This window comes from Streptomyces canus, assembly GCF_001514145.1.
In the GTDB taxonomy this organism is placed as follows: domain Bacteria; phylum Actinomycetota; class Actinomycetes; order Streptomycetales; family Streptomycetaceae; genus Streptomyces; species Streptomyces canus.
The window spans coordinates 143,345-155,939 of the sequence record NZ_KQ948661.1 but is presented as its reverse complement, the minus strand read 5'-3'; the positions used below and the strand labels follow the sequence as shown (position 1 = coordinate 155,939).

Annotated in this window: 8 protein-coding genes; 5 read left to right on the top strand and 3 right to left on the bottom strand. The window is 69.0% G+C overall.

Annotated elements, in window-relative coordinates:
* Positions 1-18 precede the first annotated feature (18 nt).
* The 3 genes from AQJ46_RS20510 to AQJ46_RS20500 form a co-directional block, all read right to left on the bottom strand.
* Entirely contained in the window at positions 19-1,353 is a 1,335-nt protein-coding gene (locus tag AQJ46_RS20510) for an ABC transporter substrate-binding protein (RefSeq protein ID WP_059206992.1), read from the bottom strand.
* 385 nt (positions 1,354-1,738) lie between these two features.
* Positions 1,739-2,827 (bottom strand): LacI family DNA-binding transcriptional regulator, encoded by a 1,089-nt coding sequence (locus AQJ46_RS20505; protein ID WP_059206991.1) that lies wholly within the window; start codon positions 2,825-2,827, stop codon positions 1,739-1,741.
* A gap of 361 nt (positions 2,828-3,188) precedes the next feature.
* The gene (locus AQJ46_RS20500; RefSeq protein ID WP_208616958.1) at positions 3,189-4,202 is read right to left on the bottom strand and encodes a hydroxyacid dehydrogenase; all 1,014 of its coding nucleotides are present in this window, start codon (positions 4,200-4,202) and stop codon (positions 3,189-3,191) included.
* Positions 4,203-4,483: 281 nt separating this feature from the next.
* Between AQJ46_RS20500 and AQJ46_RS20495 the strand changes: the two genes are divergently transcribed.
* The 5 genes from AQJ46_RS20495 to AQJ46_RS20475 are packed head-to-tail and all read left to right on the top strand — an operon-like array spanning position 4,484 to position 12,587.
* The gene (locus AQJ46_RS20495) at positions 4,484-5,833 is read left to right on the top strand and encodes an extracellular solute-binding protein (RefSeq protein WP_059206989.1); all 1,350 of its coding nucleotides are present in this window, start codon (positions 4,484-4,486) and stop codon (positions 5,831-5,833) included.
* The gene (locus AQJ46_RS20490) at positions 5,830-6,822 is read left to right on the top strand and encodes a carbohydrate ABC transporter permease (protein WP_059206988.1); all 993 of its coding nucleotides are present in this window, start codon (positions 5,830-5,832) and stop codon (positions 6,820-6,822) included. Before AQJ46_RS20495 ends, AQJ46_RS20490 begins: the two co-directional genes overlap by 4 nt.
* Positions 6,819-7,676: a carbohydrate ABC transporter permease gene (locus AQJ46_RS20485; RefSeq protein ID WP_059206987.1), complete on the top strand. Its 858-nt coding sequence runs from the start codon at positions 6,819-6,821 to the stop codon at positions 7,674-7,676. Before AQJ46_RS20490 ends, AQJ46_RS20485 begins: the two co-directional genes overlap by 4 nt.
* Positions 7,677-7,710: 34 nt before the next feature.
* A complete protein-coding gene (locus AQJ46_RS20480; protein ID WP_059206986.1) occupies positions 7,711-9,240 on the top strand; it encodes a glycosyl hydrolase family 28 protein in 1,530 nt (509 codons plus the stop codon).
* Complete coding sequence (locus AQJ46_RS20475) at positions 9,237-12,587, top strand: alginate lyase family protein (RefSeq protein WP_059206985.1); 3,351 nt, start codon at positions 9,237-9,239, stop codon at positions 12,585-12,587. Before AQJ46_RS20480 ends, AQJ46_RS20475 begins: the two co-directional genes overlap by 4 nt.
* Positions 12,588-12,595: the final 8 nt, after the last annotated feature.

Below are 12,595 nucleotides of genomic sequence, written 5' to 3'. Positions count from 1 at the left end.
AGTAGCAGCCCTAAGCCTCTAGCCCTTGACGCTGATGCCGCGGGACTTCAGGTCGTTGACCGTCCACTCCTGCATGTGGGCGAGGAGCTGGGTCACCGTCTGCTCCTTGCTGACCACCTTGGCCCAGCCGGCCTGCATCTCGGTGAACATCGCGGTCCAGTCCGGCCCGAAGGTCCAGTCGGTGGTGACGGTGTTCAGGCTGTCCTTCACGACCTGCTGACCCGCCTGGTAGTTGGAGCCGAGCAGCTTCTCCGACACCGCCTCGGGCACATACGCGTCACTGTCGGCCAGCGCCGGCATCACGCCGTTGCCCGTCTCCGGGTTCGCCATCGTCTTGACCGCACCGGTGTTCGTGGACATCCACAGCGCGGCCTCGGCGGCCTGCTCCTGGTTCTTGCACCCCTTGGTCACCAGCGTCACACTGCCGGTCAGGTTGGTGCCCGCCGGCGTCTTGGCGGCCTCACCGGTGAACGTCGGCCAGGGCGACAGCCCCCAGTCCCCGAAGGACTTGGTGAAGTTCTGCACCATGCCGGCCATCTGCCACGTCGAGATCTGCCGGGTGGCGGTCCCGCCGTTGTCGTAGTTGCGCTGTACGGCGGCGTAGTCGGCGAACGACAGCTTGGAGTTGAGGTCGTTGTCGATGATCTCCTGGATCACCTTGGCGGCCTTCAGCGTGCCCGCGTCCTGGAAGTCCACCTTCCAGGAGTTGCCGTCGATGGCGTACCAGTGCGCCCCGGCCTGCATGGCCAGCACCTCGAGCGTGCTCGGGTCCTCACCTGCGTAGTTGGTGATCTTGATGCCGTGCTTCTTCAGCTCCTTGCCCGCGGCGATGAACTCGTCCCAGGTCGTCGGGGCCTTGATGCCGTACTTCTTGAAGAGGTCGGTGCGGTAGATGGTGAAGTTCGGCGACGAACTGGTCGGCACACCGTACGACTTGCCCTGTACCTGCGCGCTCGCCCACGACCCGGTGTTGAACTTGCCCTTCTCGCCCTCGACGTACTGGGTGATGTCGGCGAGCGCGCCCTGCGCCACCCAACTGGTGACGTATTCGGCGGTGTTCTGGACCAGACAGGGCGCGTTGCCCGCCTTGACCGCGTTGGTCAGCTGCTTCTGCATGGTCAGCTGGTCGGTGACCTTCGTGTACTTCAGCTGGATGTTCTTGTGCGAGGCGTTGAACGCCTTGACGACGGCGTCCTGGCCGTTGGCCCAGCCCCAGAAGGGGAGGGTGACAGGCCCCGACGACTGCGAGTCGCCGGAATCGTCCGACCCGCCGCAGGCGGTGAGCAGACCTGACAACGCGAGTCCCGCAACGGCGACGCGGGCGAACCTTCTCCGGGGGCTGCTGAAGTTCATCTGACCGTGTTCCTTCGGAAAGTAGGGCGTCTCGGAGAGGAGAGAGGGGGATCGGCGGCTCGGTGTCGGCCGGAAACGGCGGCCGGAAGTTTCATCGGCTCGCGGTTGCGGGGGGTCGGCCCAGCAGAAGCTGTAGTAACCGGTTGCTGGGACGGTAGGCCGAGGGTCCCGTGGTTAGCAAGAGGTAGACGGCAATTTGTTACGCCGGTTTGTCCGTGGGGTTAGACCCAGGTGCGGAGCACGCGACCGCATGACACCTGACATAGAGCCAGCTCAGAGCCCTATGGGCGCGACGAACGCAAGACCCGACGGCCCATCGAGGCGGCCCTGCCCGACCCTGCTGATCTGTGGAAACCGTTTACGAAACGATCTCTTTCTTCTGTTGCTAGCGGGGTGGTGCGGGCGGTCGTACGGAGTGCCGTACGACGACATGCGTACCCAGCACCAGATGGTCCCCGTCGGCCCCCTTGCGTCGTGCCCCGCCCCCCTCACGCCGATCGGCGACGGCCCGCAGGGCGACCCGTCCCATCTCCTCGTAGGGCACGTGGACGGTGGTGAGCTGCGGGGTGAGCTGGGAGGCGAGCGGGATGTCGTCGTACCCGACGATCGACACGTCCTCGGGCACCCGCAGCCCGGCCGCGCGCAAGGCCTGCATGGCACCGGCGGCGACGACATCGGTCCCGGCGAGGACGGCGGTGAAGTCGAGTCCGTCGCGCAGGCATTCCCCGACGGCCGCGTATCCGTGCTCGTAGTCGTAGGGCCCGTGCCGCACCATGGTGGCCTCGAACGGCACGCCGTACGCCTCGAAGGCGCGCCGGGCCCCGCTCAACCGCCCCTGGGCGGTGGTGAGTTCGGCGTGCCCCGGCAGTACGAGCACCTTGCGGTGTCCGGCCGACAGCAGATGGCTGGCCATGGCGTAGGCGCCGCCCTCGTTGTCGTAGTCGACGGTCGTGGCCGGCACGGCACCTTCCAGCGGAGGCCGTCCCACGAGCACGAGATGCGACCCGGCGGCGTCCAGGGAACGGGCGAACCGGGCCATGCGCAGCTGGTACTCGTCGTAGTCGTAGGCGCCGCCGAGCAGCACCACGGCCGCGACCCCCTGCTGGCGCATGAGGTTGACAAGGGCGAGCTCGCGCTCGGGATCGTCCCCGGTGGTACCCACCAGGGAGAGCCAGCCGCGCAGGGTGGCGGCGCCCTCGACTCCCTTGGCGACGTGGGCGAACGCGGCACCGGTGATGTTGTTGATGAGGATCGCGACGGTGGGTGTGCCGCCCCCGGCGAGCGACCGGGCGTGCGCGTTGGTGACGTAGTCCAGGTCGCGCACGACCTTCATCACCTTGCGGCGCAGGTCCTCGGAGACCGGATAGTTCCCGGACAGCACGCGCGACACACTGGCCACGGACACCCCGGCCCGCTCGGCCACGTCCCGGATGGTGGCCCGTCCGACGTCCCCGGACGCCTTGCGCTGACTCACCCTTGTGGCTCCTTAACGGTAGTGGCCCGGCCACACAGGACCCAGGGTCCGGAAACCGTATCCCATTGTTACTCCAGCACGATTCCGACGGCACAAGCCACAAACGGACGGCAAGTGCCCACCAACGCGGCCTGCACCCCGGACACCGGCCGTGAGGGAGCCGGAGGGGGCGCGTCGGTGTCGAGAGGCCTGGGGGCACCTCCCGCTCGAGCGAAGTCGAGAGTGGGGGAGCGCGGAGGCCCGAAGGGTCGGGCACGATCGGCCTCTCGACACCGACTGAGGCGCCCCCGTAGGCGACCGAACCGAAGTAGTACGGGCACGTGAAGCAGACCCCGGCCGGCCACAGCAAACCCCGCCCACCTCAAGCCACCCGAGCCATATCCGCGTACCGCACCTCATGCTCCAACCCCACCCCCGCCACCACCCGTTCCAGCTCCTCCACCACGATCCGCCCGAGCCGCTCCAGCTCGTTCCCGAGCGACCCGGCGATGTGCGGGGTGAGGAACACGTTGGGCAGCCGGTACAGCGGCGACCCCGCGGGCAGCGGCTCGGGCTCCGTGACGTCGAGCACCGCACGCAGCCGCCCGGAGACCAACTCGTCGGTCAGCGCGTCGGGATCGACCAGCGCTCCCCGGGAGGTGTTGATGAGCACACCTCCGTCCCGGATCAACCCGAGCCGGGATCTGTCGAGCATCCGATAGGTGTCAGGAATGTCGGGCGCATGCAGCGAAACGATGTCGCTGTGCCTCAACAGGTCGTCCAGCGAGAGGAGTTCGGCCCCCAGTGCGGCGGCCTCCGCGGGACTCACGTACGGGTCGTGCAGCAGGACCGTGAAGTCGAACGGCCGCAGCAGCTCCAGCAACCGCCGCCCCACCCGGGACGCCCCGATGACTCCCACCCGCCGCGCCACGTTCCCCATGCCCGCGGTCTCGGCGGGCGGCGGGTACGCATGCGTGGTCCGGAACCGCTCCCGGTGTTCGAAGGCCTCCTTCCCGCACAGCAGCATCATCGCGAGCGTGTACTCCGCGACCGGCAGCGCGTTGCCGGTGACCGCGCTGGAGACGGTGATCCCGCGTTCCCACACGGCGTCGCCGACGAGGGAGCGGACGGAGCCCGCGGCGTGCAGGACGGTCCGAAGGCGGGGCGCGGCGGTGAGGACGCCGGTGTCGAGGCGGGGGCAGCCCCACCCGGTGATCAGCACGTCGGCGCGGGCCAGGGCGTCCGCCGCGACGGGGTCGGTGAAGTCCTGGACGACGAGCGCGGGGTCGAGGCCGGCGGCCTCGCTCAGCCGGGTCATCAGGGGTGGCGGGAAGAGCAGGGGGAGGTGCACGGGATCCATCGCGAACACGGCCCTGGGTGGCTGCGGGCTGGGCATGTCACTCCTGACGCACTGAGTGGAAACAGTTTCTGAAAACGTCTTCTACGGCAGATCTACCGTAGGTCCGGCCTCCAGGGGTGGTCAATCACTGAAGAGGCCCGGTCGACAACCGGTTTCTCACTCCTGGCCGTGTCGGCGAGGTTACACAGTCTTTTCGAAAGTCGGTCAAGCCTCTTGACGCCGTTTCCGGACAGGGCCGAAGCTCTGCCCCAGCGCAGCAACCGGTTGTCTACCGGTTGCCGCGTTCCATGAACGGACAGATCAGGAGGTGGTGCGCCGTGCGCCCACATGCCGGTGCCGCGGTGAGCCGCCGCCGTTTTCTCTCCCTTTCCGCAGGCGGTGCGGTGGCGGGCGCGGCAGCGCTGAGCGGCTGTGCGATGCGGGTGTCGAGCGCGGTCGGCGGTTCCGGCGAGACCGTCACGGTCATGGCCAAGGCCGACGACATCTCGCCGGAGCTGATCGAACAGGCCCAGAAGGACATCGGCGTCAAGATCAACACGGTGCTGTACAGCACCAGCAAGCTGATCGCGATGATGACCAACGGCAACCCGCCCGACCTGGTGCGCGGTGTCGGCGCCGTGGACGCCCCGTACTACGCGGCGCGGGGCGTGATGGAGGACCTGGACCCGTACTTCGCGAAGAGCAGCGTCCTCAGGCCGGCCGACCTGGACCCGGTCAACGACCTGTGGCGCTACGACGGCCGTACCCAGGGCAAGGGCCCGCGCTACGGCATGGCGAAGGACTTCTCCCAGGATTCGATGTTCTGGTACAACACCGCCCTGTTCGACCAGGCGGACGTCGACTACCCGCCCGAGCTGGACCCGGTCACGTACGAGGAGTGGCTGGACAAGGCCAAACGTCTCACCCGACGCAAGAACGGCCAGACCACCGTGTTCGGCGGCAGCTACAACGGCGTGCTCACCCCCAACCTCCTGGCGAGCCTCACCGTGGCCGCCGGCGGGAACCTCTTCACCGACGACTACTCCCGGGTCGACTTCACCACCCCCGAGGCCCGCAAGGCCCTCGGCTGGTACATCGACTACTGCCGGACCAAGGTCGGACCCAGCATCATCCAGCCCGACCCCAACACCTGGGACGGGCCCACCTTCCAGGCGAACCGGCTCGCCATGTCCAACTCGGGCTACTGGCTCGGCGGCCTGATCAACGCGGACAAGAAGCTCGCGCCGCTCTCCCGGCTCGCTCCCGCTCCGTACTTCGACGGCGGCCGACGAGTCAGCCCGTGCCAGGCCGGCACCGGCTTCTGGATCCCGAGCAAGTCGCACCACAAGGACGCCGCCTGGCGGGTCTTCGAGTGGTTCTTCGGCGAGGCACCGGCCAAGGCGCGCGCCTCCGGCGGCTGGGGCATCCCGACCCTGAAGTCGCTCCGGCCGCTGATGCCAGCCCAGGAGGACTACCAGAAGCGGGTGTTGGCGGTGCAGGACGCCGAGCTGAGGCACTACTCGGTGATCGCCTTCACGCCGTACGCCACCGCGGACTCGCTCCTCGCCCTCTTCAACCAGATCGCCCCGGCCGCCATGAACGGCGACATGTCCGTCGACACCCTCGCGGGGCGCCTGAACTCGGCCATGAACGATCAGCTCAAGCGCGGTAAGGAGCAGGTGGGATGACGGTCGATCAGATTGCGTCGGTCACGGACCGGCGCGGTTCCGCTCCGGCGGCGGGGCCGGTCACCTCCCGGCCGCACACCTCCATCGCCACCCGTAGGCACCGGGCGTTCTACATGTTCGCCTCGCCCTGGATCATCGGCTTCGCGCTGCTGACCATCGCCCCGATGGCGTACGCGCTGTGGCTGAGCTTCACCACCTTCGACGGCATCTCGCCCCGCTGGCACTACGTCGGATTCGGCAACTACCGCGAGCTGTTCTCCGACGCGCAGACCTGGAAGTCGCTGGGCCGCACGGGTCTGTTCGCGATCACCTCGGTGCCCCTGTCGATCATCGCCGGACTCGGGCTCGCCGTACTGGTGAACCGGCCGCTCAAGGCGCGCGGGCTGTTCCGCACCCTGCTCTATCTGCCGGCGGTGGTGCCTCCGGTGGGCGCGGGCATCGCGTTCAAGCAGCTCTTCGACCAGAACTCCGGTGCCGCGAACGGCGTGTTGAACCTCTTCGGCATCGACGCCCTCGGCTGGCTCGCCGACCCCTACGCCCGCTACGTACTGATCATGACGGTGCTCTGGACCGCCGGAAACATCATGATCATCTCGCTGGCGGGACTTCAGGACATCCCGCGCGAGCTCCTCGAAGCGGCCCGTATCGACGGCGCGAGCGCCTGGCGGAGCTTCCGCAGCATCACGGTGCCGCTGCTGTCGCCGGTGCTGCTCTTCCAGACTGTGACCGGGGTCATCGCCTCGGTGCAGACCATCATGCCGCTGCTGCTGGCCCCCGATTCGACCCCGGCCGGTATCACCGCGCTCCCGCAGTCCAACTACCTCTACATGATGCACGTGTTCGCGGAGTACTTCGCGTTCGGCCGCTACGGCTACGCCTCCGCGCTGCTGTGGGTGCTCTTCGTCCTGATCCTCGTCGCGACCGGACTGATCTTCAAGGCCACGTCCGGCGTGGTGTTCTACAACGTCGACCCGGAGGCGAAGAAGTGACCGCCACCAGCCTCACCCCGAAGCGCGGCCCGCGCCTGCGCGTCAACCGCCTCGTCCTGTACACGGTCCTCGTCGCGATCACCGGCCTGTTCCTGGGCCCCTTCGGCTGGCTGGTCATCTCCGGCCTCAAGACCCCGGCCGAGCTGGCGGCCTCGCCGGTGCACTGGCTGCCCGACCATGTGCAGTGGCACAACGTCGCCGACGCCTTCAACCTCATCGACTTCCTCGGCTACGCCCGCAACTCCCTGATCATCGCGCTCATCTACGCCACCCTCGTGACCCTCAGCTCCGCCTGGGTCGGCTTCGGCTTCGCCCGCCTCGAAGCCCCCGGTAAGAAGACCCTGTTCGGCATCCTGCTCGGCTCGATGATGCTGCCCCAGATGATCACCCTGCTGCCGACGTACCTGATCTTCGCCAAGCTCGGCATGGTCGACACGTACTGGCCGTGGGTGCTGTGGGGCCTGTCCTCCGCCCCCTATCTGGTCTTCCTCTTCCGGCAGTTCTTCGCGGGGCTTCCCCGGGAGCTGGAGGAGGCCGCGATCGTCGACGGCTGCGGCTATGCGGCCATCTTCTGGCGGATCTTCCTCCCGCAGTCCTGGCCGGTCCTCTCCGCGAGCTTCGTGATCGCCTTCACCTGGACCTGGGGCGACTACATCGCCCCGCAGCTCCTGCTGTCCACGGACCGCACCACCCTCGCGGTCGCCGTCATGTCCACCTACGTCACCTCGGCCGGCACCCCCGTCACCAACCTCCAGGCCGCGGCCTCGGTGATGTACGTCGTGCCGATCCTGCTGATCTTCCTCGTCGCCCAGCGCGGTTTCGTCGCCGGCATGTCGACGACCGGCCTCAAGTAGCCGTTCCCGTAACCCTGTTCGCAAGGAGTTCCGAATGAACACGCCGTTGTCCCGCCGTACGGCTCTCCAGGCGGCCGGTGCCACTGTGCTCGCCGCCGGCCTCACCAACCTCACGGCCACGGCGGCCCGGGCCGACGACACCGCCGCCGTCACGCCGAAGCTGGTCACCTATCCGCGCCCGTCCGCCATGCCGACCAACACCAGCTTCAAGGTGCGGGTCCGTACCGCCCCCGACGGCGAGTGGCAGACCCTCGACATCTGGCGGCCCCAGCTGGGCGAGATCAACCCCACCACCGGGTCGAGCAAGATCTACAACTCCTCGCTGGCGTACTTCGACTTCCAGGGCTCCGTCGAGGTCGAGATCACCTACCTCAAGGGCGGCACCACCAAGGTCCGGGTGCGGCCGGACTCCTACGGCATCACGCCCGAGGTGCTCGGTGACACCCTGCGCTTCACGCTCGACCAGCCGCGCAACGTCGTCGTCCAGATCAACGACGACATCTTCGACTGTCTCCACCTGTTCGCCCGCGCCATCGAGAAGAACAAGCCCGCGCAGGACGACCCGAACGTCCTCTACTACGGCCCCGGCGTCCACACCACCGCCGACGGCACCCTGCTCGTCCCGTCCGGCAAGACCGTCTACCTTGACGGCGGCGCCGTCCTGAAGGCGACCGTGATCTTCCGGAACGTGGAGCACGCCGGGATCGCCGGCCGTGGCGTGCTCGCCGGGACCGCGGGCGGCGGGGCCCTGGTGGAGAGCTCGCGGAACATCTCCATCGGTGCCGTCACCGTGCTCAACCCGAACGGCTATGCCGTCCAGTTGGGCGAGGCAACCGGTGTCACCATCAAGGGTCTCGGCTCCTTCAGCTCCAAGGGCTGGGGCGACGGCATCGACGTCTTCTGCAGCAGCAACGTCGTCATCGACGGCGTCTTCATGCGCAACTCCGACGACTGCATCGCCATCTACACACACCGCTGGGACTACTACGGCGACACCACCGACGTCACTGTCCGCAACTCCACCCTCTGGGCGGACGTGGCCCACCCCATCAACGTCGGCACGCACGGCAACACCGACAACCCCGAGGTGCTGAAGAACCTGCGCTTCAAGAACCTCGACATCCTCGACCACCGCGAACCGCAGATGAACTACCAGGGCTGCATCGCCCTCAACCCCGGCGACTCCAACCTGATCAAGAACGTCCGCATCGAGGACGTGCGGATCGAGGACTTCCGCTGGGGCCAGGTCATCTACATGAAGGTCATGTACAACACGAAGTACAACACCTCGGTCGGCCGCGGCATCGAGAACGTCTACGTCAAGAACCTCAGCTACACGGGCACGAACGCCAAGCCGTCGCTCTTCCTCGGCTACGACGCCGACCACGCCATCCAGGACGTCACCTTCGAGAACCTGGTGATCAACGGGCTCGTCGTCGCGGACTCGATGAAGAAGCCGAGCTGGTACTACACCACGGACACGGTCCAGTGGTTCTCCAACGAGCACGTGACGAACCTCAAGTTCATCACCACCGCCGAGGCCGAGGCGGCCGCCGCGTCATGAGTACCGCGTCCCAGAGAGCCCTCGCTCCGAGCCGCCGGGGCTTCCTCGGCGGCACGGCCGCCCTGCTGCTGGTGGCGGGCGCGAGCGGACTGCTCGCGCCCGGCACCGCCCGGGCCGCCGGCCAGGCGTCCGGCGGGCGTGCCTTCACGCACCCGGGCCTGCTGCACAGCGCCGACGACCTCGCCCGTATGAAGGCCGCGGTCGCCGGCAAGCAGTCCCCCGTCTACGACGGCTACCTGGCGTTCGCCGCCCACGCACGCTCCCAGTCGACGTACCCGGTCCAGAACACCGGCCAGATCACCTCCTGGGGCCGCGGCCCCACCAACTTCCAGAACCAGGCCGTCGCCGACTCGGCCGCCGCCTACCAGAACGCCCTCATGTGGGCGGTCACGGGCAACCGCGCCAACGCCGACAAGGCCCGCGACCTCCTCAACGCCTGGTCGGCCTCCCTCACCATGATCACGGGCGCCGACGGCCCGCTCGGTGCCGGGCTCCAGGCCTTCAAGTTCGTCAACGCGGCCGAACTGCTGCGCCACACCGGCTACGACGGCTGGGCGGAGACGGACATCGCCCGCTGCGAGCGGTCCTTCCTGGACGTCTGGTATCCGGCCGTCTCCGGCTACATGCTCTACGCCAACGGCAACTGGGACCTGACGGCCCTTCAGACCATCCTGGCCATCGGCGTGTTCTGCGAGGAGCCCACGCTCTTCGAGGACGCCCTGCGCTTCGCCGCGGCCGGCGCCGGCAACGGCTCCATCGCCCACCGCATCGTCACCGACGCGGGCCAGGGCCAGGAGGCCGGCCGCGACCAGGGCCACGAACAGCTCGCGGTCGGCCTGACCGGGGACATCGCCCAGGTCGCGTGGAACCAGGGCGTCGACCTGTGGGGCCACGACGACAGCCGGATCCTCGCCAACTTCGAGTACGCGGCCCACTACAACCTCGGGGGCGACGTCCCCTTCACCCCCGACCTCGACCGCACCGGCAAGTACATCAAGACGACCGTCTCCGCGATCGGCCGCGGCACCCTGCCTCCGGTCTACGAGATGGCCTACGCCCACTACGCCGGGGTCCGCGGCCTCGACACCCCGTACACCAAGGCGGCCGTCTTCCGCGGCACCGGCGGCACCCGGGTCGTCGAGGGCAGCAACGACGACCTGCCGAGCTGGGGGACCTTCGCCTACGCGGGGACCACGGCACCCTCGCCGACCGTACCGGCCGCACCCGCGGGGGTCACGGCGGCGGGCGACCGCACCCACGTCACCGTGAACTGGCTGCCGTCCACCTGGGCGACCGGATACGCGGTCCTTCGCGCCACACGCCCTGAAGGACCGTACGAGGAGCTCGCCACCGGCATCGACAAGCCGACGTACACCGACGACCGGGTGCGCGCGGGACGGACGTATCACTACACCGTCAGCGCCACCAACTCCCAGGGACACAGCGGTGATTCGGCCCCCGCCTCCGCCACCGCCGGTCTCCCCGAGCCCTGGTCGACCCAGGACATCGGGGACGTCAGGATCCCCGGTGCGGCCGTCTTCGACGGTGAGCGGTTCGTGCTCGAGGCGAGCGGCAGCGCCGACACCCACCGGCTCGTCCATCTGCCGCTGCGCGGCGACGGCTCGGTCACCGCGCGGATCGTATGGCCGCTGAGCTCGCAGTACTCCAAGATCGGCGTCAGTCTCCGGGACTCCCTCGACGCGGACGCGGCCCATGCGGCCATGGTGATCCAGGGGCTGCCGCTGCACACCTGGAGCGGGGTGTGGACCGTACGGCCCTCCCAGGGAGCGGAGGTCTCCGCGACCGGCAGCACACCGGTCCCGCCCTCGCAGCAGACGGCGATCACCACGAACGCCTCCTTCCCGATCTCCGGTCTCGGTGCCCTGCCCGAGTCGGCGACCCCGCTGGAGGCCCCGTACGTCGAGGGCGCGGGCGACGGCTACCGGCTGCGCATGCCCTACTGGGTGCGGGTGACCCGCAAGGGCCGCCGCTGCACCGGGGCGATCTCCCCGGACGGCATCCGCTGGACCGAAGTCGGTTCCACCGAGGTCGAGTTGGGCCGCACCGCGTACGCGGGCCTCCTCCTCACCTCCTGCCTCGGAGTCGACGCGGACTACGCCGAGACCGGCACCGGCGCCTTCGACAACGTCACCGTGGTCTCCGCCTCGGCCGGCGAGGTCTGGTCCGTTCCCAAGCCGGCCCGCACGGCAGGGGACCTGAGGGCGACGACCGGCGCCGACGCCGTCGAGCTGGCCTGGACGGACCCGGACCTCTCCGCCCGCTACAAGGTCCTGCGCGCCACGGACCCCGACGGCCCGTACCTCACCCTCGCAACCGGCATCGGCCCGGTCGGCTCCGGCACCCGCATCCAGTACGCGGACGCCGCCGGCACGCCGGGGATGGCGTACCACTACGCCGTCGCGAAGACGAACACGGCCGGGCGGGGCCCGCTCTCGGAACGCTCCTCCGCGGTGATGCCGACCCCGGCCCTGCCCGAACTCACCTCCTCGACCACGGCGTTCACGAACAAGGGAGTCCCGTTCCGGCATGTTCTGCGGGCCTCCCACGAGCCCGTACGGTTCACCGCCACCGGTCTCCCCGACGGCCTCCGCGTCGACAGGCGCACCGGCCTGATCCACGGAACCCCGCGCGCGACCGGCGAGTTCACCGTCACCACCACCGCCGGGAACGCGGCGGGCGACGGCACCGGAACCCTCACCCTCACCGTCGGCACACCCCCGCCCGCCCCCTGGACGTACGGCGACCTCGGCGACGTGGTCCTCGACGACCGCGACTTCGGGACGCTGGGCGTGGCCGCGATCCTCACCCCCGGCAGCACCGCCCACGAGGACGGGACCCTCGTGGTGCGGGGCGCCGGTGTGGATCTGACCGTCAACAACCAGGGGATAACAGGGCAGTTCGTACGGCGGCCCGTCACCGGCGACTGCGAGGTCACCGCCCGGCTGGTCTCGCGCACCGGAGTCACCGCCGACCGCGTCGGGCTGCTGATGGCGAAGTCGCTGTCACCGTTCGACCAGGCGGCCGGAGTGATCGTCACCGGCGGCACCACCGCCCAGCTGATGCTGCGCAAAACCGTCGCCGGAGCCTCCGCCTTCTCCGGCAGCGGCGCCGTCCGACTCCCCGCACTGCTGCGGCTGAAGCGCACCGGGACCGTCTTCACCGCATCCGTCTCCGGCGACGACGGCGCCACCTGGACCGACCTCGCCACCGGCGAGATCCCCGGCTTCGGCGACGCCCCCTTCCACGTCGGCCTGGTGGCCTGCTCCCGCAGTCCGCTGGCCCTCGTCACCTCCGAGTTCGACGAGGTGAGCATCACTCCCATCTGATTCCCCCC

Excerpts from the sequence above, each read along its gene's own strand:
- AQJ46_RS20510 (WP_059206992.1), bottom strand. The coding sequence starts at position 1,353 with ATGAACTTCAGCAGCCCCCGGAGAAGGTTCGCCCGCGTCGCCGTTGCG.
- AQJ46_RS20500 (WP_208616958.1), bottom strand. The coding sequence starts at position 4,202 with ATGCCCAGCCCGCAGCCACCCAGGGCCGTGTTCGCGATGGATCCCGTG.
- AQJ46_RS20490 (WP_059206988.1), top strand. The coding sequence starts at position 5,830 with ATGACGGTCGATCAGATTGCGTCGGTCACGGACCGGCGCGGTTCCGCT.
- AQJ46_RS20480 (WP_059206986.1), top strand. The coding sequence starts at position 7,711 with ATGAACACGCCGTTGTCCCGCCGTACGGCTCTCCAGGCGGCCGGTGCC.
- AQJ46_RS20475 (WP_059206985.1), top strand. The coding sequence starts at position 9,237 with ATGAGTACCGCGTCCCAGAGAGCCCTCGCTCCGAGCCGCCGGGGCTTC.